Origin of the sequence: Rugosimonospora africana, from assembly GCF_016862975.1 — a bacterium.
Lineage (GTDB): Bacteria > Actinomycetota > Actinomycetes > Mycobacteriales > Micromonosporaceae > Rugosimonospora > Rugosimonospora africana.
On record NZ_BONZ01000080.1, the window covers coordinates 1 to 21416 of the forward strand.

Sequence of the window (21416 nt, forward strand, 5' to 3'; positions counted from 1 at the left end):
CCTCGACGGCCGCGTTGACGGTGCGTTGCTGCTCCGGGGTGAACTGGCCCTGTCAGACGAGTCAACAAACACGACTTTGAGACAGACCGTAGTTGCTCAGGTCGGACTGGGGTGGCATCATCGCCGCCATGATCGTGAGAATCGAGTCCTCCGTCCGCCGGTGAGCGTGACGACCGAGCCCGGATTGCTCGGACCCCAGAACACTCTGTTCGCACACGCTCTTCGCCTTCATCAGCAAAGTCCTGACGGCGTTCTGCCGCGCGACGGCGAGCCGTATCCCGATGACGAACTCCACCGTCGGCGGCCGCGACCCCAGCCTCCAGAAGATCGGCGACTCGAGGGCGCCGACGTCGCCGCCATCCTCGACAGGCACTTCGCCAAGACCGATGCGCCACCAAGCGAACTCGCCGACGCGTTCCACGACGTCCACGTACCGATCCACCGCAACGAGCACATCGCCGCCGCGGCACTGCGGGCCGACCGGCAGCGAGTGCGGCAAACCGGCCGGTGGCTGGTACGGCACAGTACGGACCGCTGCGCCGCGACCGTCGGGCTGGCGCTGTTGGTCACAGACTGGGCCGAGGAAGACATTGCGCTGATCCAAACTATCGGCCTGTTGTCGAACCGGTTTGGGCCGTTGGCCGCGGAGGCGCTGCAACGCCGCCGCGGAGGCGAATCGGCGCTGCTGTGGCTAGCCCAACGCGTCGCTGGCTGGGGCCGGGTCTACGTCGTCGAGGCGCTGTGCCACCACTGGATGTACGCCTCCCGCGGGTGGTTGCTGCGCCACGCCTGTGATGGCGACTTCCTCAACGGCTACTTCGCCGGGCGGGTCGCTACCGCCGCTCACCTGCGCGAAGCGATCACAGGTGCCGAGGTTGACGATGACCTGATCGATCACACCGGCCGACTCCTGAAGATCATGGCCAACTGCGGTGGCATGGGTATGACCCTCGAGCACTATCCACCGGCACCCATCGTCCTGGCTGCACACGCGGCTCACCTTGCCCGGCAGGTCCCCACGGTGAACCGGTACGTCAACGCCGCGATCATCGCCGACCACCTGACGGACAAGCCCTCACGCCGATGCGGGTGCACCACCGAGCAGCGTGACCGCATCGTGCAGCAGTACCTCACGGTGCTCGACCGGCCCGACTGGTGCGACACGGTCCGCGCGGGTCTCGACTCGACCAACGACTACTTCGTCTGGTTCGCCGGCAACGTGGCGACGCGACTGCACCTTCGCGCGTTCGCTGACCTGAAGGGAGGTGATGATCGATGAACCATGCTGTCGATCAGCAACTCATCGAGGCGGTGCAGACCGGTGACGAGGTGGCCGTCGTGCAGGCGCTCACTGACGGGGCGGACCCGAATGCTGCGGCGAGCCGGTACCGGGGGTCGGTGCTCATCGAGGCAGCGCGCAGCGGCAAGCTGGGAATCGTCGGTCTGCTGGTGGACGCCGGCGCCCGTATCGGACCCTTCGGTTACTTTCACGTGACGCCGCTGCGCGTCGCTGTGCTCGAAGCACATACGGGCGTGGTGCAGTATTTCATCGCCCAGGGGGCACTCCAGGCGGAGCCCACGACAAGGACGAGCGTCTTGACGGAAGCCGTGTCCTACACGCGGCACCGTCCTCGACCGGCGGCCCTTGCCACGCTGCGGGTGCTGCTGGAAGCGGGGGCAACACCACACCCAGGCGAGGAGGCGCCTCTGATCACCGCAGTCATGCGATCCGTCGCACCTGTGGTCCTGCGTCTTCTCCTGATGAGCGGCGCGAACGTCAACCAGCGGCGCTCCGATGGCACGCCGGCGCTCGTCATCGCCGCCCGTCGAGGAGATCATGCTGCGGTGGACGTGCTCCTGCAGGCGGGCGCCGAGGTAGACATTCCCGACCCGCAGGGACGGACCGCGTTGATGCACGCGATCGAGCGCAACGAACAACCGGTCATCGCCGCCCTGCTGTTGGCTGGCGCCGCTATCGACACGGTCAGCACCGATGGCATGACCGCCCTGGAACTGGCGCGCGGCTGGCAGCACCAGAACGTCCAGTTCATGCTGGGCGAACACCACGCCGGCCTGGACGACGTGCCAATCATCCGCACCGTCGTCCGGATCACTCCGACCGGTGTCCGGCTCACGAGTGACCCGCGGATGCTGCGCTTGTTGGCCAGCGTCATTGACATCGTTCTGGACGACCTCGGCGACGACGAGTGGGCAACTCGGACGGGCGTCGACGCCGATACACCACGGACCGTGGCCCTGCGGCTACGCAACCAGCTCGTGCAGGCGGACAACGCATCGTGGCAACAGTTGGATGTCACCGCAGGCGAACTCGCTGCCACACGCTCGGCGTTGGTCGAGCTCGCCTACGGCACCACACGCGTCCCGCCCACCGGTACCAGCAGGCTGGAGGTCGTCGACCTGCTTGAGGAACTCAACCGGCAGCTCGGGCAGTGGTAGGCCGGGCCAAGGCGACGTCTACGGCGATTCGGTGTCGGTGGGAGCTGAGGATCGGATCTGTAGCAAGGGCCGCTGGGACAGTCGCCGTGCCTCATCTGGCTTGACGCAGAAAGGTGAGGGTGAGGTCGATACCTTCGACCTCACCCAGCCAGCGTTCGGTTCGGCTTGCGGTCACCGCGTAAGAAGGCCGCAGTCCAGTTCGTCGAGCCCACTGATCTTCTGTAGCAGCGGTCATCTGGCTTACATGATCGACAGGACAGAACCTCGACGCCGAACCAGGGGATTGAACGACATCCCGACGTGGCGCCCTGCCTCGCTGCTCGTCCGCCCGGTCCGCGAAGAACGCGGCGCAGGTCGTCCAGGCCGATCCGGCCGGTGACGTTGGCGCCGGGACATGTCCTCGGCGCGGTCTGGGCCGCAGCTCCGGCCGGAACAGGAAATCCCGATCATGGGCGTTGCCCTTCCAGTTAGATGTCGTGTAACTTAATGACACGACATCGATTACGACGTCGAGCCTTGAAGGAGCACGTCTTCATGAACTCGGACCCGATCCGCCGCGTATCCGTGGTCAGTACCGGCACCGTCGCCATTCACCCCGAGCACGTCGGCCCGACGTGGAAGCCGCTGTACTGGTGGCTGTTCACGTCGCGGCGGTGGACGCCGCCCCGGCCCATCAACGCCTACGTCATCGAGCACCGCGAGGGCCTCGTCCTGTTCGACACCGGCCAGGACCGCGCCTCGGTCACCGACCCGAACTACTTCCCCAAGGGGCTCAACGGGCTCGTCTACGACCGCCTCGCGAAGTTCGCCATCGAACCCCACGAAACCCTCAACGCCCGACTTCACACCCTCGGCCACGACATCGCCGACGTGCACACCGCGGTGCTGTCCCACCTACACCAGGACCACATCGGCGGTCTCCCCGAACTCGCGGGCCGCAACACCACCATCGTCACCACCCCGGCCGAGTGGCAGGAGATGATGCGCCCCTCACCCGAACCACGGGGATTCCTGCGCTCACACATCATCCTGCCCCGGCTGCGGTGGCAGCAGATCCAGCCCGAACCGATCAACGACCCCGACCTCGGTCCCTTCACCAGCGGGCACGACCTGTTCGGCGACGGCGCCATCGTGCTGCTTCCGACCCCCGGCCACACACCCGGATCCCTGTCCATGCTGGTACGCCGGCCCGGGCGACCGCCGCTGCTGATGGTCGGCGACCTGACCTACGACGCCCGCCTCCTCGCGGCAGGCAACATCCCCGGCGCCGGCAACCGCCGACAGATGCGCGACACCATCGGGATGGTCAACACGCTGCGACAGCGACACCCCGACCTCGTCGTCCTCGCCGCACACGACCCCAACGCCGCCAACCTCCTCGCCACCGTCCAGAACGCATCCGTACAACGATGACCCCGGCCGAGGAACTGCGATACCTGATCCTCGCGATCCAACGCGAGGGCAACCGCCTCTACGCCGCCGACCTCCGACCACTGGACCTGACACCCTCACAGGCCGAAACGCTCCGCGTGCTGGCCGATCATCAACCGCTGAGCGTGAGCGGGCTGGGTGAGCTGCTGGTCTGCGAGACCGGCGACAACCCCAGCCGACTCGTCGACCGACTCGTCCGGACCGGGCTGATCAACCGCGAACCCGACCCGACCGACCGACGCCACGTCACCCTCACCCTCACCCCCGCCGGCAGCGAACTCGCCCGCCGGGTGGCCACCGTCGAGGAACGCCTGCACCACACCATCGAAACCCTCATCACCGGCCAACCCGTCGAACCGACCCTCGCGCTGCTGCGGACGTTGGCCAACGCCTTCCCCGCCGGCCAGGCCCTCGCCCGTCGGCGGGAACACCGCAAGGGGAGGCCATCGTGACCGGCCGGCCGCCCCGACGCGGCTGACGGTCGCGCCACACCACAACCCCGCGACCCACAACAATCGAATCAAGGAGCGCATGATGGCACGGTTCAGCAACGACCTTCTGATTCAGCGTCCCGTGGATGCGGTGTTCGCGTACCTGTCCGACCTGGAAAACCTGCCGAGATGGAACTACGCGATCCGCCAGACTCGCCGGATAGGTACCGGCCCGATCGGCGTCGGAACAGTCTATCGACAGGTCCGCACCCTGCCCCACCCGATGGAAGAATCCCTCGAAATCACCGAGTTCGCACCCAACCGCCGCCTCGTCATACACGGCGGGTTGGGCGTGTTCGACGGCAGCCTTACATACCTGCTAGAGCCGACGAACGACGCCACCCGACTGATTAACGAGATCGAACTCACGGGCCGAGGCGCCCGAGGCGCTCTCGCAGGCATAGCAAAGCATTCCGTCAAACAAGCCGTGGCGCAGAACCTGGAAGTATTGCGAAACCTCCTGGAGAGGTGAGGTGCCAGCCGGGTAGGCCAGTGCACCGCCGCCGACCCCGGGCGGGATGGGTGCGCACGTGCGTGCAAACTGCCCCACACGCTCCTCCCTCACGTGGGTGCCCTGTGATCGTCTCGGACACAAACCGCAGCTCAACGGTCGAACTGAATCGGCCTGCAGCGGTGCGGTTTGAGGTCCTGCTCGTGCCCAAGCGCGGTCACCCAGCGGCGGGAGACCGGCACGTGGTCGGCGCGGGTGAGGTAAGCGCCAGCGTCCGGCCACGGCCGGTCCGGACACATCCGCAATTCAATCGCCGAGCAGTATTGCGGCGACCGCCTCCGGGGCCTCGTGCATCGCGTCGTGTCCGGTGGGAAGGTCGTGGACCTGCCAGTCGGGATCGGCTTCGAGTCGGGCACGGAGTTCAGCGAACGGCGTCCGGTCTTCCCATCCCGAGCAGTAGACGAACTCCCGACGGGGCACGCGGCCGGCGGCGCCGGTGAGCCGGATCGTTTGCAGGAACGAGGCGAGGGGATGGGGACGGCGGCGGGGATCGCCGCCGTCCGGCGGTCGGACCGCGTAGCCGGTAGCCGCGGCGCCGGCAGCAACCACGTCCCGGAAGTACTCGTTCGCTGACGACCACCACGACTCGCCATCGCGCGGTACGAAGGCGTCGAGATGCACCAGTCGGGAGATCCGACCGTCGGCGCGATCGGCGGCGGCGGCGATCACCATCCCGGCGTAGCTGTGACCGACCAGCGTCGCGCTGGCGATGTGGTGGCGGTCGAGGTGCCGCAACACGTCGTCGGCATGCGTGTCGAGGTTGGCGGTCGCGACCGTCGCGGTGTCGTCGTCTGGCGCCAGACCGGTCAGGGTCAGGGCGTGAACAGTATGACCAGCACGCTCCAGCAGCGGAACCACCGCCTCGAACGCCCAGGAGCCCTTCCAAGCGCCGGGCACAAGGACGAACGTCGCCATGCGTTTCTCCCTCTCTCCAGCCGCGGCATCGAGGCACGCCGCCCCGATGACATGTGGTTCGGTCGGGCGCTGTGCGCGACCGAAGATCACCGCGTGGAGAAAGTGTCACCGGATCAAGGTGTGGCTTACTACCGTTAGAACGCCAACCAATGCCCGTTTGCCGCCAAGCTTGCCGAATCGCCGGAGTGAGGTCGGTCGTCTGGCGAGCCGTTCCGTGAGGTGCCGTCTCCGGTTGGCTGGGATCGACCCAGCCGTAGACGCGGGGGAGTGCCGGTGGGTCGATCGCGCCGGTTGGTCCTGCCTGCAGCCAGACGGTGCCGTCGTGGTTGACCTGCAACAGGACGAGGCCGATGTCGTACTTTCTCGGCGTGTGCCGCACGTTCAGCGCGATCCGGATCGTCGCGGGCGGCGACTGCCTGCTCGCGCCGGGCGCTACCTCGCCGGCTGATCGCCGCCTACGCCGGCCGCGCCATGTCCCCGCCCGCCCGCACGCGCGGATCCGAACCCGAGGCCGGCCCTGGGCCAAGTCCCGCGCGCCCGCCGGTCAGCCGCGGCGCCCGCGACCTTCGCGGCCTGACCGGTCCCGAACGTGAAACGCTGAAGCTCGTCGGTCTCGGCCTATCCAACCAGGAGATCTGCGCACGGCTGCACATCTCGATGCCGACCACCAAGACTCACATCGGTCGGCTGCTCGCCAAGCTCGGCGCGCGTGACCGCGCCCAGCTGGTGATCGTCGCCTATGAAAACGGTCTGGTCGGCTGACGGCCGGCGATGAACGCGGGTGCCGATGGCCGAACTTCCGAGCCGCGACGACGCCGAGGCCGTGCGCCCCAACCGCGTGCCGTGCCTTGTAGTCTCGGGCATTGAACATTGGTGGTCGGCCAGCGACCCGACGCTTTTGCGGTGAGCCTTCTGATCGGCGCGTTCAGCGAGACGGGCCGGCGCGACCAGACTCGAGATACGTGATGTGGCGTCCGGTCTTGGAATCGGTGCACTGCGCACGCAGCGGGCAGGCGGGTCCGAAGTCGGCCTTGCCGGCGTTGCGGGGTGGCCACTGACCGCACGGATCGGGATCGTGACGCCGCCCGGGCACGTGACCTGCTGGTATTGCAGGTCGATGTCGAACTGGTCTTTGGTGAACTTCTCGCCCGGCGCGTTGGGTGCTTGCGCTTTCGTCTTGACGTCGATCCCCGCCTGGGGAGTTGGTCGAGCATCTCGCCGGTGCCGTAAGCGCAGTCGCCGTAGACCGCCGCGGCGTGGGTGGCCGCGGCCTGGTCGTGGCCGGGCTCTAGCAGGTCGGCGATCAGGTCCGGGGCCGGGTCGGCGTCGCGGTGTTGCCCGCCGTCACCGCGCGGGCTGCTGGCGGTGGCGGTGGCGGCCCGACCCGTCGCAGACGCGGTAGCGATCCGGTTGTGACGCGTGGATCGAACCCGCTATGCAACAGCGCCCGGCTACGTCATCGGCCACCTCGACACCGGCGACGAAGACGCCGGCGACATCGACGTCGACGAGCCCGGTATCGCGTTGTGCAGGCTGGACTTTCTCGGCACCGCCGACGACTGGGCCTTCGCCCACTACGATCCGGCCACCGGCACCACGTTCCGCGTGCTGGGCTCTGGCGTAAAGCTTGGTTAAACCGGAGATCGAGTCGTCCCCGGTTGCGTATCTGTTGAGGAGTAGCCGGCGTTCCGCGCTCAGGGCTACCACCTAGGTTCAGGTCGATCTACAACTATTGATTGATGTCAACCTTCAGCGCGGTCGATAGTGTGCAGACAATCGTGCGAGGTTGCTGAAGCAGACTCACCTGTGGCACGCGCAGCGATACCGCTGCTTTCGTTCGTGAGGGGATGTTGTATGACATCTACGTCAGAGCAGCGGGGACAGGCAGCGCGGCCACGTCGCCGGAAAGGCATGCGAGCGCGAGCGTTGGTGGCTGTTCCGCTCATGTCGCTACTGGGTTCGATTGCTATCACCGGGACGGCGGCGGCCGCAGCCACGCCCACGTCGCCCCAATCCACTGCCGCTCCCCACTCGGTGCTGCCCGTCGGCGCGATCGAGGCCGGGACGGGCATGCAACCCGACACCAATCAGGTGGGTTGCTACGTCGGCGACGACTTCTGGGACATGAAGATCAGCGGGACTTGGTACTGCTGGGCCAACAACGGCTCGGTCGATATCTACCCAAAGTACTACGACGTGTCCAGGATCTACACGCACAACAACTCGGGGACAGTCTGGTACTACAGCCCGACCGGCGGCGTCATCAGCGACAACCTCGCCGATTGGACGAACTACGTCTTTGACGGCTACGACCTGGAGGTTACCGGGTTCACGATCACCGGTCGCTGATCAGAGCAACACCCTGCTCCCACTGGGTTCACGACGGATGGCCACCCGCGTGATGCGGCACAACTCTGGCCCGGATGACGGGCCTGTTTCTTGAACGGTGTTTCCGGCGATCTTGTTAGTAGGTTTCAGCGGCCGGGAATCGGTCGCTGAAGGTAATAGCGAACGCGTTCAACGCTGGCTTCCAGCGCATCGCCGCGTATGCCCAGACGCGGCCTTGTGCTCGTTGGCCGCCCAGAGTGAGTGGAGGACAAGTGATCAAGACGCTGGAGAAGCTCGGGGACCGGCTGCTCGGCCGTGTGGTACCCCAGGTGACCGCCAGGGCCAACCCGCCTCAGTGTCCCTGGTACTGCGGCTGCAAATTCGGCTATCTTGCCTACTCCCAAAACGCGATAGGCTCGTGCGGCAGGTGCGGTACCAGCTATACCTGCTGACTGTCGATGGATTACGTCGGTCTTGCCTGTGCCGTCGCACTGGCCGGAGTGTTCTTCGTTTCCGTGCGGGGCAAGCTCGGCGGGAGTCGCTTCCGGGTCTTTGTGGCCACGGCGGGCCCGCTAGACCTTCTCCCGCGGAAATGGCGCGGGAGGGCCGCAACGGCGGCGACGGTGGCCGAGTCGGCCACCGTCGCGGCTTTGGTGGCGGGTGGGGTCATGGCTGTCCTCGGCGCCGGGCGGGCGGTGTTGCTGCTCGGTTTTCTCGGCGCCGCGGTTCTGCTGCTGGTCTTCACCATCGCCATCGGCGTCCTGCTGCGGCGGGGCGAGCGTGCGCCCTGCCACTGTTTCGGGGTGCGGGACACGCCGCTGGGGCTCGCCCAGGTCGTGCGCAACGTGCTCCTGCTCGCGCTGGCGGTCACCGGACCCCTGGCCGCGGGAGGCGGCGGGTACGCCGCCCCGGGGGTCGTGTTGGCGGTGGTCGCCGGTGCACCGATCGCGGCGCTCCTGGTTCTTTTCGACGATCTGGTCGCCCTGTTCAGGATTGCCCCGCCGCGGGATGCGGTGGGAAACCGTCGGTAGTCGGTAGGAGCCCTTGATGCTGTTTGTCATCGCCGCGCTGGTGCTGTTCGGCGCGCTGGTGGTCGTCAACCTGGTCCTCACGCTGGGCATCGTCCGGCGGCTGCGTGAGCACGCGGATCTCATCGGCAAGGCGCTCAGCGGCGAGGCGGCAGAGGATCCTGACGCAGGCTACTTCATCATGCGGGCCGGATCGCCGTTGCCCGCGTTCTCCGCCACCACAGTGGACGGTGCCGTCGCGCCGAACACCGGGCCGCTGCTGATCGGGTTCTTCTCGTCGACCTGCTCCGCCTGTGTGCAGCGCCTGCCGGGCTTCATTGAGTACGCCAAGGCATTCGACGGCCGCGTGCTGGGGGTGGCCGTCGGCATGCCGAAGGACGTCCGCGGCATCATCGAGGACATGCGTCCGGTGGCCGATGTCGTCACGGAACTGGAAGAGGGGCCGCTCGCCAAAGCCCTGAAGGTCGAGGGACTGCCAGCGATGGCCACGGTCGACGCGGACGGAATCGTGACGGCGAGTGGGTACCGCCTGGAGGCGCTATTGACCCATACCACTGTATGAACGGTACGAAGGGGCGGCCCGCGCGGCGCGGTGGCACCAGAATCACCGGAGAAGTCGCCGAGGCGCTGGGGGTGGCCTGGCGCGCCGCGCCGGCGGTGCTGGCCGGCTATGTGGTGGCCAGCGTGCTGGGCGGTCTGGTCCCCGTCCTGGCCACGTGGCTGACCAAGCTCGCGCTCGACCGCATCGGTGCCGGCACCGGCGGGGTGCTGGCGCCAGCCGCCGCGCTGGCCGGGTGCGGTCTGCTGGGGGCCATGCTCGCTCAGGCCGCGAAGTATCTGCGGCTCGAACTCGACCGCCGCGTCGGGCTGCATACCCGCGACCGCCTCTACGCTGCCACCGGGCGGCTGCGTGGGCTGGCCCGGTTGGAGGATCCGGCCTTCCAGGACCGGCTGCTCATGGCGCAGGAGCACAGCCGCATCGGCCCGACCGCGGTGGTCGAAGGCGTCCTGGGCGCCGCACAGTCGGGCCTCACTCTGGTCGGCTTGCTGGCCGCGCTGACCACGCTGAACTGGCTGATGGCACCCATCGCAGTGATCGCCGCTCTCCCGGCCTTGGCCACGGAGCTGCGGCTGAGCCGAATCCGCGCAAAGGCGATGAAGGGAATCACCCCGGCCCAGCGCCGCGAGATGTTCTACGCCGATCTGCTGAGCAGCCTAGAGGCGGCTAAGGAGGCCCGGCTGTTCGGGCTCGGGCCGCTGTTCCGCCGCCGAATGCTCGCCGAACTCGGTTCTACGAACGCCGTACGCCGGGCCCTGGACCGGCGCGAGTTCGCCGCCCAGGGCGCCCTCGGCGTGCTGAGCGCGGCTGTCACCGGTGGCGGGCTGGTCTGGGCGGTGCTGGCCGCACGCGCTGGGCGGCTGACGGTGGGAGACGTGTCCGTGTTCGTCACCGCCGTCGCCGGGGTGCAGGGCGCGCTGGGCACCGTCATCGACCGGCTGGCCGCGGCGCACAACGCCCTGCTGCTGTTCGGCCACTACCGCGCCGTGGTGCGGGCGGAGCCGGACCTGACCGAGCCCGCGCAGCCGGTGCCGGTGGGCCCGCTGCGCCGCGGCATCGAGTTCTGCGACGTGTGGTTCCGCTACAGCGAAGGTCACCCGTGGGTGCTGCAAGGCGTCAATCTGCACATCCCCTTCGGGCGGTCGGTAGCGCTGGTGGGACGCAACGGGGCTGGCAAATCCACCCTGGTCAAGCTCCTGTGCCGGTTCTACGACCCGACGCGCGGTGCGGTGCTGTGGGACGGCGTGGACCTGCGCGACCTGTCCGTGGCCGAGCTGCGCCGCCGGATCGGCGCGGTCTTCCAGGACTTCATGTCCTACGAGCTGAGCGCGCGGGAGAACATCGAGCTCGGCGGTGTCGATGGCGCGGACGACATCGGCGGCGGGCGAGGCGACGGAGTCGAGTTGGCCGCGCGTCGGGCCGGCGTGCACGACCTGCTCTCCGGGCTGCCCCGCGGCTACGACACGCTGCTGTCGCGGATGTACTTCGACTCCGAGGACAAGGCCAACCCCGACACCGGGGTGCTGCTCTCGGGCGGGCAGCGGCAGCGCGTCGCGCTGGCGCGGGCGTTCCTGCGCGACGCCCGCGACCTGCTGATCCTCGACGAGCCCGCCTCCGGTCTGGACGCCGAGGCCGAGCACGCGATCCACACCGAGCTGGCCGCGCACCGCGCCGGACGCACCAGCGTGCTCATTTCGCACCGGCTCGGCTCGGTCCGCGACGCCGACCAGATCGCCGTCCTGGCAGAGGGGCAGGTAACCGAGCTGGGCAGTCACGAGGAGCTACTTGCCGCCGAGGGCATCTATGCGCGGCTGTTCCGGCTACAGGCCAGCGGATACGACACTCGGGTTGGGGCAACGGAATGACGATTGTGCTGGTGGGACTGGCGGGACTGCTCGTGCTGGCGGCACTGGCCGTCGCGGCGGTGCGCTGGGCGGCCGGCCGCTGGGTCGCGGTCACCGTGACCGGCGACAGCATGGCGCCCGCGTTCGCCGACGGGGACCGGGTCCTCGTCCGGCGCTCGCCTCTGGAACGACTGACCGTTGGCAACGTGGTCGTCGTCTCATGGCCGACTCTTCACCACTCCTACCAGCCCGGATCCGACCGCCCATGGCTGATCAAACGCGTCGCCGCGCTGCCCGGCGACCCCGTGCCGGACTCGGTGTCCGCCGCCGCCGGTCGTGAGATCCACGTGCCCCCGCGCCATCTCGTCCTGCTCGGTGACAACTCCGAGGGCAGCCTCGACTCCCGAACCTTCGGATGCATTCCCGGCGACCTGGTCCTCGGCGCGGTTGTCAGACGCCTGCGCTGAAACGCGGGCGGGATGGACACCCAGCGCGAGCCCGGCTGCTCGCGCGGCCACGGCACGCCTGGGATCAGGGTCGTAGCTTCGAAGTTGAAGAGATGGATGTCGTCGCGGGGCAGTCGGTGGATGTCGCGGATCGACAGTTCGACGACGGCGGGGCGATTCTCGATCAGCATCGCTGGCGCGACGGCGTCCACCATTTCCCGCTGCCGGCCGACGGCTGGGGCGCCGCCGCCGACGCCAAGGAGGCCGCCGCCTCGCCCCCGACGCCGCGGAACTGCTCAAGACGTGGCGCAACACCACCAAAATCAAACCCACAAAGCAAACCGTCGACTTGTACGTGGAACTGGCGCACCGCGTCGAAACACTCTGGCAGATCGCGTACCGCCGCCTCGACATCGCCGAACCGGAGATCCGCCGCTCGATCCCGGTCTGGGAGGCCGGCGAGCTACCGGCCGGCGGCGCCGTGCAACGCGAACAGATCGAGCGCGCCCTCGCCGACCCGAACGGCGCCTATCAACGACTCCGCCGCGTCCTGGACGCCTGGACGGCCCTGTGGTTCTGGCATCTCACCCCCGACACCACCACTGTGGACGGTCAGCAGATCGCTCCGCCGACCGTCGCGGAGTGGATCGCCGGCCTGCAGGCACTCCTCGGCCGCAACCCCGATTCGCGCAAGCGGAAGCCGTCGGGGCCGACTCTCGCCAGCACGGTGAGCTGGGATGAGCTTGACGCGGCCGAAGGCCTGGAACTCGCCTTCGCCGGCGTCACGCCAGTCGCCGACGTGCTCCGACCAGGACTACCCGATCTATCACGACGAGAACATCAGGCGCGTCGCCAACGCAACAGCGTGGAGTGCGATCGGCCGGAGCGACACGCGGCAGATTCCGCAGGTGCGCCGTGCGACCGTCCCCGCCTGGGACTCCGAATCTAGTCATTAGTCGGATGTCTAAGGCGAATTCTCGCGCCCTGCTCTTGCAAAGGTCCCAAAAATAGGGAAGTTCGACGATCTTCTTGACGGATACATCCAATGTTTGGTTGAGTGCTGAGGAGCAGCCAGCGATGTCTGGACAGCCGACCAAGGAAGGTCGGCGTGAGGGCAGTCGGGGCTCTGAAACCTTCGAGAGGAGCACGATGAAGTCCGCTCGTTCGATCGCCATACTCGCCGGCGGCCTAGCGCTCGCCTGGATCGTCTCCGGATTGACCGTGCCGAGCAGAGCCGCGGCCGACACTCCAGCCAGCTATTACGTCTCGACAACCGGGAGCGACAGCAACGACGGCAGCATCGACGCCCCGTTCGCCACCCTCGCGAAGGCCCGCGACGCCGTCCGCGCGCTGAGCACAGACACGGGGCTGCCTGCCGGAGGCGTCAACGTCTACCTCCGCACCGGCACGTACACGCAGACGAGTTCCTTCGCCCTTACCGCAGCGGACTCGGGAACTGCCACAGCGCCGATCACATACCAGGCCTACCCCGGAGAGCGGGTGCGCATCACCGGCGAGAAGCGGCTCAACAGCGGCCTGTTCACCAATGTCACGGATCCTGCGATCCTGAATCGCCTCGACCCGTCCGTGCGCTCTTCCGTGCTGCAGACCTCACTGAAGCCGCAGGGCGTCACCGACTACGGCACGATTGCGAACTACGCTTACGACAACCCGGCAGTAGCGTCACCGCCGCAGCTCGTCCAGGGAGACACGCTGCAGACGCTGGCCCGGTGGCCGAACACCGGGTACACAACCATGGGCACCGTTTCGGCTACGACCGGAAACCCAGTGTTCGCCTACACGGATCCGCGCCCCTCCACCTGGGCCACCCCCAACGACGCCAGGATCGCAGCGTTCCCGAACCAAGACTGGGCATTCCAGACCTTCCAGATCGACAACGTAAACACCTCGACCTCGACCATCAGCGCCTCTCCGGCATCCGAGTTCGGCACGAAGACCGGTGCGCGGTACTACTACTTCAACGTCCTCGAGGAACTGGACACACCGGGCGAGTGGTACCTCGATCGATCGACGGGCATCCTCTACGTAATCCCGGCGACTCCCATCACCCAACAGCCGTACAGCCTGACGATGTTGAACACGCCGCTCATGACTATGACCGACACCTCCTACGTGACGGTCAAGGGGCTCAACTTCTCCGGCTCCAACGGAACGGGTGTCGCCATCACCAATGGAAACCACGTTCTCGTCACCGGGTGCACGTTCCAGGCTCTGGGGTTGAAGGCCGGGACGATGGACGGCGGAAGTTACTCTGGCTTCTCCGACAACGTTGTGCACGACACCGGAAGCGGCGGCTTTAGCATCGGCGCCGGGAACCTGGCGACGCTCCGGCCCGGCAACCTGTTCGCCACGAACAACGACATCTATCGCTACGCCACGAGGTATCAGACCTATTCCGCCGCAATCCAGGTGTACGGGGTTGGGAATCGGATCAGTCACAACAAAATCCATGATGCGATCCATCTGGCGATCAAGATCTCGGGCAACGACCAGATCATCGAGTACAACGACATCTATAACGTGGTGACCAACACTGCGGACTCCGGGGCGATCTACTCCGGACGCGACTGGACCCAGCAGGGGACGGTGATCCGTTACAACTACCTGCACGATCTGGGTCAGGGCTCGAACGACGACGTCGGCATCTACCTCGACGACATGGAGAGCGGCCAGTACGTCTATGGCAACGTCTTCGAGAACCTTCCGACGGCGATCAAACACAGCGGTCGCGACAACAACATCGAGAACAACATCATGATCAACGTCAAGAAGCCCGTGCTAATCGGCAACTGGGGCTCGGTCTTCGCCGGTCCGGGCGGTCCCCTCGTGACAGAGCTGAAGGCCGTGCCCTACCAGGCCGACCCGTGGCTGACCCGGTATCCGCACCTGGCCAACATCCTCAACGACCAGCAGACGCTTCCGAAATACAACTCCATCACGAAGAACGTCTACGTCGGATCGGGCAGCCCGGACATCGTCTCCACGACGAACGGGACCTCGGCCGAGGCCAACATCAACGACTGGCCGACCAAGAGCGTCTCGGACGTCGGCTTCGTGAACGCAGCCGCGCACGACTACGACCTGACGAGCGACGCGGCAGTCTTCACCAAGGTCCCCGGCTTCCAGGCCATTCCGTTCGGCAAGATCGGCATCGTCGACTCGTCGCAGATCGGGACGTTCACCGACCCGGTCGCTGTAGCCAGTGCGCAGCTGCACTTCTCCGACGACGCCATCAGCTCCGCAGGCTCCACGACCGGACGTGCCATGGTGATGGCCGAAGACGCGCAGGGGGATCTCCTCGACGCATACGCGAACACCACCTTCTCCTCGTCCGATCCTGCGCTCGCGACGATCGCGGCGAGCGGCTATCTCAACAACGTGGCGACCGGAACGTCGACGATCAGCGCACAGGTCACCCTGAACGGCGCCACCGTAACGGCGACAAAGAACCGCAACGTCGTCGGCTCGTTGGTGAAAACCTTCGGCTTCGGCGTCTCGAACCCGGTGGCGACCGTCGGCAGCGACGCGAACATCTCGCCGTCAGTGCTCATGACCGACGGGAGCACGACGCCGCTGCCGGACGGCTCGATCATTTACAGCAGCGAGGACCCCACGGTCGCGACCGTCTCCGGCAAAGTCCTGCACCCAGTCGCGCCGGGTATGACCCGCATCGTTGGCCAAGCGACCTACAACGGCCAGACGACCCGCTCCACCATCTACATCCTGGTGCAACCTGTCGGCGGAGCACCCCTTCCCTCGGGTTGGTCGCTGACCAACTACGGCACAGCGAAGGGCGGCCTTGTCTGGAACAACGGGCAGCTGGTCGAGATGAGCGACGGCAAGAACGTCTACGGTACGGCCGACGATTTCACCTTCGTGCACACGACGGCGACATCCACCCAGACCACCGTCGAGGCCACGGTGGAGGATCTCGCCCAGCTCAACGACAACGTCGCCGCCGGCATCATGATCCGCGATCACGACGCCGCGGACTCCAAGGAGGTGAGCCTTCGCGTCACTCCGAGTGCCACCTTCTTCATCTGGCGCACGGACGACGGCGGGGCGACATCGTTCGTCAACCGGACGTCAGGTCAGCTCCCCACCGCCCTCAAGATCGTGCGCAACGGTGACACCTTCACCGGGTACTTCAAGTACGGCACCGACACATGGGTGCCCGTTGGTTCAGCAACGGTATCGATGGGGAGTACGACGATGGCTGGTACCGCGATGTTCTCCAAGGGACCCAGCACAGCGACGATCGCTCGCTACAGCAACGTGATCGTCGATGACACGGCCCTCCACCCGGTGTCGCTCGCGGCCCGAGCGAAGCACCCCACAACACCCCACCACTGACACACCGCTGGATTCATGCGGATTGAGGAGTCGTTCTCAATCTGACTTGGCAGCCGGCAGGGTTGGAGCGCCTCACCGATCGAGTACGTCACGGCGTACGTGATCGGTGAGGATGCCGACGCGCAGGCCGGTCGTGTCGAGCACCGGCAGGTCCCCTGCGGCGAGGGCGGCGGCAGCGCGAGCGACGCCGTCTCCGGCGAGGTAATCCCCCTGGATGTCGGGCGTGAGGCCGGACAGGTCGTAGACGACGCCATCGGCGACGAGCGCGGGGCGTTCGGCGCCCACGGCCCCATAGCGGGCAAGTCCCATCGTGCTCCTCAATGATCGGATGGCATCCGGGAGAATAGGTACGAAATGCTCGCGTGCCACCTTGTTGACCGCGCATACATCCGATGCCTAGGGTGGACCCGTCACGGCTCAGGCCGAAGGTACTGCGAAGGAGCATTGGTGAGCAGGTTCACGACGTTCGAAACCAGCGACGTCCGATTCCCCACGTCGTTGGCGCTGGACGGCTCCGACGCGATGAACCCCGACCCGGACTACTCCGCCGCCTACCTGCGCCTCGGCACCGACGCCGGCGACGACCTGCTCGGTCACGGCTTCGTGTTCACCATCGGCCGCGGCAACGACGTCCAGGTCGCTGCCATCGAGGTACTGCGCGACCACGTCGTCGGGCGTGACGTCGAGGCGACCCTCGCCGACCTCGGCGGGTTCTGGCGGGAGCTCGTGCATGACTCCCAGCTGCGCTGGCTCGGGCCGGAGAAGGGCGTCATGCACATGGCGGTCGGGGCCGTCGTCAACGCCGTGTGGGACCTCCGCGCCAAGCGCGAGGGCAAGCCCCTGTGGCAGCTGCTCGCCTCGCTCACCCCGCAGGAACTCGTCGACCTCGTCGACTTCCGGTACCTCAGCGACGCGCTCACGCCCGACGAGGCGTTGGAGATCCTCGAGAAGGCAGCGCCCGGCCGCGCGGAGCGCGAGATCGCCCTGCTCGCCAACGGCTACCCCGCGTACACCACCACCCCCGGGTGGCTCGGGTACGACGACGAGAAGCTCGTGCGCCTGTGCAAGGAGGCCGTCGCTGACGGTTTCTCCCAGATCAAGCTCAAGGTCGGCGCCGACCAGGCCGAGGACGTGCGTCGGATCGCTCTCGCCCGTGAGGCTGTCGGCCCCGACATCGCCATCGCCGTCGACGCCAACCAGCGCTGGGACGTCGGCGACGCCATCGAGTGGGTGGCCGCCCTCGCGCCCTTCGACATCGCCTGGATCGAGGAGCCGACGAACCCCGACGACATCCTCGGCCATGCCGCCATCGCCCGAGCAGTGGCGCCGATCCCCGTCGCGACCGGCGAGCACGCCGCCAGCCGGGTGATCGTCAAGCAGCTCCTCCAGGCCGAGGCCATCCAGGTGCTCCAGATCGACGCCACGCGCGTCGCTGGAGTCAACGAGAACATCGCGAACCTCCTGCTCGCCGCGAAGTTCGGCGTGCGCGTGTGTCCGCACGCCGGCGGCGTTGGGCTGTGCGAGGTGGTGCAGCACCTGTCGATGTTCGACTACGTGGCGGTCTCCGGCACCACGGAGGGCCGTATGATCGAGTTCGTCGATCACCTCCACGAGCACTTCGCCACGCCGGCCGTCGTCACCGCAGGCCGTTACCAGACCCCCACGACGCCCGGGGCTGGCGCGGAGATGCTGGCCGCGTCGATCGAGGGAGCGCACTATGTCCGTGCCTGAGGTGCCTCGCCTCGGCTTCGGCGCCGCGAACGTCGGCAACCTCTACCGCGAGGTCTCCGACGCCGCCGCCCACGCCATCCTCGAGGCCGCCTGGGATGCCGGGATCCGCTACTTCGACACCGCGTCGCACCACGGCCTCGGTCTGTCCGAGCGGCGGCTCGGAGCGTTCCTGCGAGAGCACAGATGAGTACCGTCGCACAGCCCCCGCACTCTCCGCTGCGCACGGGGCAGCGGGCCGCGTTGATCGCCTACGCAGACCGCCTGTTGCGCGGCGCCGCCGCCTTTGCGTCACCGACCTTCGCTCGGATCACCCCGCCTGGTCCCGAGGGTGGGTACGGCACGGCGATCGATGGCCTTGAGGGCTTTGCCCGCACGTTCCTCCTCGCCGGTTTCCGCATCGTGGGTGCACGGGGGGAGGACGTCGACGAGCTGATCGCCGACTACACGCGAGGGATCGTCGCGGGCGTCGACCCCGCCTCGTCGGAGCGGTGGGTGCGGCCCGACGAGCACCGACAGGCGAAGGTGGAGGCCGCCTCGATCGCGCTCATCCTCGACATGACACGCCCGTGGATCTGGGACCGCCTCGACGTGACGACGCAGCAGCGGGTGATCGACTACCTCTCGCCGGTCGTCGGCGACGACACGTCGCCGCGCAACAACTGGGTCTGGTTCCGCATCGTGGTCGAGACGTTCCTGCGGTCGGTGGGGGGACCCTGGTCGGCGTCCGACATCGCCGTCGACCTGGCGCGACACGACTCGTTCGCCCGCGATGGCGGCTGGTTCTCGGACGGGCCCGAGCGGTCGTACGACCACTACGTCGGATGGGCGCTGCACCTGTATCCGGTGCTGTGGTCTCGGATGCAGGGCGCGGACGAGATCGCTCCCGAACGGTTCGCCGGCGACCGCGCCGCGCTCGACGAGTACCTCCAGGACGCCGTGCACCTGGTCGGCGCGGACGGGTCGCCCCTGATCCAGGGGCGAAGCCTGATCTACCGCTTCGCGGCTGCGGCGCCGTTCTGGGTGGGCGTCCTCGCGGACGTGCCGTCCGTACCCCACGGCCGGCTGCGCGACGTGGCGATGGGGATCGTCGCGCACTTCGATGAGCACGGCATCCCCGATGCCGACGAGCGGCTGACCCTGGGCTGGCATGACGAGTGGCGCCGCCTCGCGCAGGGCTACTCCGGTCCAGGCTCGCCGTACTGGGCGTCCAAGGGGCTCCTGGGCGTCGCGCTGCCCGCCGACCACCCGGTGTGGCGGATCCCGGCCGAACCCCTGCCCGCGGCGGACGCGGACGACCTGCGCATTGTGCCGCCAGCGGGATGGGTCGTGTCGGGAACGGCATCCGACGGCATCGTGCGCGTCGTCAACCACGGGACCGACCACGCCGCGCCGGACGACGTCGTCGGCGACTCGCCGCTGTACGCACGCCTCGGCTACTCCACCGCCGCGAGCCCGCTGCTGAACGGCGACGCCTGGACCGAGCCGCTGGAACAGTCGGCCGCACTGATCGACGCACGCGGGCGCGCAACGCACCGCGCCGCGATGTCGTTGCTCGGCATCCGCCGCGACGGCGACGTCGCTGTCGCCGCATCGACGACCCGCGCACACTGGCTCGACCCGTTCGCCACCCAGGATCGCTACGGGCCGGGGATCGTCGGGGACGTCACCTCCGCCGGTCGGCTGACCACCTGCTCGGTGGTTCGCGGTGCCTGGGAGGTGCGCATCACGACGATCGACGACCTCGAGGAGGGAGCGACCGCCGTCGAGTTGCGTGTGGGTGGTTGGGCGGTCGCGGCCGATGCCGTCGAAAGCACCACGTCACCAACCTTCGCCTCCGCGACGGCGGACGTCGTGAGCACGATCGTCTCCCTCGGCGGGGGCGATGCCGGCGTTGAGCGCCGTGTCGGCGCGAGCCCGCTCGGCTTCGTCGCCGCCGTCCCGGTGGTCCGCTTCGCGGCGCGTGCAGGCGAGCGGCACGTGGTCGCCGTTCATCTCGGGGCGACGGTGCCGGCGGCGCCGTACCCGGACGCCGTAGTAGAGGACGACGCCATCACGGTCACCTGGCCGGACGGTGCGCGCACGACGCACGCACTCGCGTTCACAGCGGGGTGATCCCTCGGCGGCTCGGTCGATGGAGTTCCGAGCGCCGGTGAGAGGCGACGACGTCTCAGGCGCCGACGACGAGATCGTGCGGGCGCACGGGATGGCGTGGGTCCCCACCCGCGACGAACGCCTCGAGCTCGCTCAGCGCCGCGTCCGTGAGCCGTCGAGCCTCCCTGCCGAGCGAACCGGCGAGGTGCGGCGTGATGAAGACGTTCGGCAGCGTGAGCAGCTCGGACGAGTCCGGTAGCGGCTCGGGGTCCGTGACGTCGAGGACGGCGTCGAGCCGCCCGCTGCGGCACTCCCGGAGCAGCGCGTCGTGATCGAGCAGCGAGCCCCGGGCGGTGTTGAGGACGGTGGCGCCGTCGCGCAGTGCGGCGAGCTGGGCCGCTGCGATCAGGTGGCGGGTGGCGGGGAGCTCGGGAGCGTGCAGGGACAGCACGTCGACCTGGGGCAGCAGCTCGTCGAGGGAGACGACGGTGGCACCCGCCGCGGAGACTGCGGCCGCGTCGGCGTAGGGGTCGGCGACGAGGATCTCGAACCCGTCGAAGCGGCGTAGCAGCTCGACCGTTCGCCGGCCGACGCGGGAGAAGCCCACGATGCCGATGGTGCGGTCGAGGTTCCCGAGCCGGTGCGCGCGCAGCCGGTCGTCCCATTCGCGCTCCGGGGATGTCGTGGACTTCCCGCTGAACAGGGCGCGCTTGCCCGCGAAGAGGATCGCAGCGAGGGCGAACTCTGCGACCGGGATGGAGTTCGCGTCGGCCGCGGAGGTCAGCCTGATGTCGCGTGCCCAGAATGCGTCCGAGACGAGCGAGCGCACGCTGCCCGCGGCGTGGAACACGGCACGCAGCCGTGGCATGCGGCCCAACAGCTCGGCGTCGAGACGGGACGCCCCCCAGGACGTGATGAGCACCTCGACCTCGGCTAGCTGTTCCTCGGCGACGTCATGCAGTGTCGGCAGCAGCATGAGCTCGGGCACGTCGGCGAGGAGCCTGAACCGCTCGCGACGGTTGTCGTCGAAAAGCAGTTCGAAGGCATCGGGCGACATTGCCGCGCGTGCCCGGGGGCGAGGGGTCATCTCTTCGCAAACCTCCATCGGATGCGTTCACTTGCGTTCAGAGTTGTGCACAGTAGAGACTGCTTCGAAGCGATTAACAACCGTTCGTTCGAGGTCGGCTGAGATCGATCAGACTCGAACACC

20 protein-coding genes and 1 pseudogene are annotated in these 21416 nt (G+C 67.8%); 17 read left to right on the plus strand and 4 right to left on the minus strand.

Annotated features, from left to right (window positions below; all coding sequences use genetic code 11):
- Positions 1-61: 61 nt before the first annotated feature.
- Positions 62-604, minus strand: a complete 543-nt coding sequence (locus Raf01_RS50095) for a hypothetical protein (protein WP_239134271.1) — start codon at positions 602-604, stop codon at positions 62-64.
- 12 nt (positions 605-616) lie between these two features.
- On the opposite strand from Raf01_RS50095, the gene Raf01_RS50100 reads away from it, so the two are divergent.
- The 5 genes from Raf01_RS50100 to Raf01_RS37355 all read left to right on the plus strand — a co-directional run bounded on the left by Raf01_RS50100 (position 617) and on the right by Raf01_RS37355 (position 4851).
- A complete protein-coding gene (locus Raf01_RS50100; RefSeq protein ID WP_239134272.1) occupies positions 617-1279 on the plus strand; it encodes a hypothetical protein in 663 nt (220 codons plus the stop codon).
- A complete protein-coding gene (locus Raf01_RS37340) occupies positions 1276-2457 on the plus strand; it encodes an ankyrin repeat domain-containing protein (RefSeq protein WP_203922818.1) in 1182 nt (393 codons plus the stop codon). The genes Raf01_RS50100 and Raf01_RS37340 overlap by 4 nt, the downstream gene beginning before the upstream one ends.
- A 534-nt stretch (positions 2458-2991) precedes the next feature.
- Positions 2992-3870, plus strand: a complete 879-nt coding sequence (locus tag Raf01_RS37345) for an N-acyl homoserine lactonase family protein (protein WP_203922819.1) — start codon at positions 2992-2994, stop codon at positions 3868-3870.
- Positions 3867-4340 (plus strand): MarR family winged helix-turn-helix transcriptional regulator, encoded by a 474-nt coding sequence (locus Raf01_RS37350; protein WP_203922820.1) that lies wholly within the window; start codon positions 3867-3869, stop codon positions 4338-4340. The genes Raf01_RS37345 and Raf01_RS37350 overlap by 4 nt, the downstream gene beginning before the upstream one ends.
- An 82-nt stretch (positions 4341-4422) precedes the next feature.
- Positions 4423-4851 carry an SRPBCC family protein gene (locus tag Raf01_RS37355; protein WP_203922821.1) on the plus strand — a complete coding sequence of 143 codons (429 nt, stop codon included), beginning with the start codon at positions 4423-4425 and terminating at the stop codon, positions 4849-4851.
- Positions 4852-5136: 285 nt separating this feature from the next.
- Here Raf01_RS37355 and Raf01_RS37360 read toward each other — a convergent pair whose 3' ends face one another.
- Positions 5137-5805, minus strand: coding sequence for an alpha/beta fold hydrolase (locus Raf01_RS37360; RefSeq protein WP_203922822.1), 669 nt, complete (start codon positions 5803-5805; stop codon positions 5137-5139).
- A gap of 471 nt (positions 5806-6276) precedes the next feature.
- On the opposite strand from Raf01_RS37360, the gene Raf01_RS37365 reads away from it, so the two are divergent.
- The 9 genes and pseudogenes from Raf01_RS37365 (at position 6277) to Raf01_RS37405 (ending at position 16384) form a co-directional block, all read left to right on the plus strand.
- Positions 6277-6567 (plus strand): response regulator transcription factor, encoded by a 291-nt coding sequence (locus Raf01_RS37365; RefSeq protein WP_203922823.1) that lies wholly within the window; start codon positions 6277-6279, stop codon positions 6565-6567.
- Positions 6568-7224: 657 nt separating this feature from the next.
- The gene (locus Raf01_RS37370) at positions 7225-7440 is read left to right on the plus strand and encodes a hypothetical protein (RefSeq protein ID WP_203922824.1); all 216 of its coding nucleotides are present in this window, start codon (positions 7225-7227) and stop codon (positions 7438-7440) included.
- A gap of 294 nt (positions 7441-7734) precedes the next feature.
- Positions 7735-8154 (plus strand): hypothetical protein, encoded by a 420-nt coding sequence (locus Raf01_RS37375; RefSeq protein ID WP_203922825.1) that lies wholly within the window; start codon positions 7735-7737, stop codon positions 8152-8154.
- A gap of 437 nt (positions 8155-8591) precedes the next feature.
- Complete coding sequence (locus Raf01_RS51015; protein ID WP_373319697.1) at positions 8592-9164, plus strand: MauE/DoxX family redox-associated membrane protein; 573 nt, start codon at positions 8592-8594, stop codon at positions 9162-9164.
- A gap of 16 nt (positions 9165-9180) precedes the next feature.
- Entirely contained in the window at positions 9181-9723 is a 543-nt protein-coding gene (locus Raf01_RS37385) for a TlpA family protein disulfide reductase (RefSeq protein WP_203922827.1), read from the plus strand.
- Positions 9720-11585 carry an ABC transporter ATP-binding protein gene (locus Raf01_RS37390; RefSeq protein ID WP_203922828.1) on the plus strand — a complete coding sequence of 622 codons (1866 nt, stop codon included), beginning with the start codon at positions 9720-9722 and terminating at the stop codon, positions 11583-11585. Before Raf01_RS37385 ends, Raf01_RS37390 begins: the two co-directional genes overlap by 4 nt.
- An 11-nt stretch (positions 11586-11596) precedes the next feature.
- On the plus strand, positions 11597-12031 hold the full coding sequence (locus Raf01_RS37395; RefSeq protein WP_239134273.1) for a S26 family signal peptidase: 435 nt from the start codon (positions 11597-11599) through the stop codon (positions 12029-12031).
- 179 nt (positions 12032-12210) lie between these two features.
- Positions 12211-12818 (plus strand): annotated as a pseudogene (locus tag Raf01_RS37400) (class I SAM-dependent DNA methyltransferase); the annotation flags it as partial.
- Between the two features lie 245 nt (positions 12819-13063).
- Positions 13064-16384, plus strand: coding sequence for a right-handed parallel beta-helix repeat-containing protein (locus tag Raf01_RS37405; protein ID WP_203922829.1), 3321 nt, complete (start codon positions 13064-13066; stop codon positions 16382-16384).
- Between the two features lie 72 nt (positions 16385-16456).
- Here Raf01_RS37405 and Raf01_RS37410 read toward each other — a convergent pair whose 3' ends face one another.
- Positions 16457-16693, minus strand: a complete 237-nt coding sequence (locus Raf01_RS37410) for a hypothetical protein (protein ID WP_203922830.1) — start codon at positions 16691-16693, stop codon at positions 16457-16459.
- 138 nt (positions 16694-16831) lie between these two features.
- Here Raf01_RS37410 and Raf01_RS37415 point away from each other — a divergent pair, with 138 nt between their 5' ends.
- Genes Raf01_RS37415 through Raf01_RS37425 form a run of 3 tightly spaced genes read left to right on the plus strand, consistent with a single transcriptional unit; the run spans position 16832 to position 20227 of the window.
- Entirely contained in the window at positions 16832-18115 is a 1284-nt protein-coding gene (locus Raf01_RS37415; protein WP_239134274.1) for an L-fuconate dehydratase, read from the plus strand.
- A complete protein-coding gene (locus Raf01_RS37420) occupies positions 18102-18302 on the plus strand; it encodes an aldo/keto reductase (RefSeq protein ID WP_203922832.1) in 201 nt (66 codons plus the stop codon). Before Raf01_RS37415 ends, Raf01_RS37420 begins: the two co-directional genes overlap by 14 nt.
- Entirely contained in the window at positions 18299-20227 is a 1929-nt protein-coding gene (locus Raf01_RS37425) for a DUF2264 domain-containing protein (RefSeq protein WP_203922833.1), read from the plus strand. The genes Raf01_RS37420 and Raf01_RS37425 overlap by 4 nt, the downstream gene beginning before the upstream one ends.
- A gap of 55 nt (positions 20228-20282) precedes the next feature.
- Here Raf01_RS37425 and Raf01_RS37430 read toward each other — a convergent pair whose 3' ends face one another.
- Positions 20283-21293: a hydroxyacid dehydrogenase gene (locus Raf01_RS37430; RefSeq protein WP_203922834.1), complete on the minus strand. Its 1011-nt coding sequence runs from the start codon at positions 21291-21293 to the stop codon at positions 20283-20285.
- Between the last annotated feature and the right edge of the window lie 123 nt (positions 21294-21416).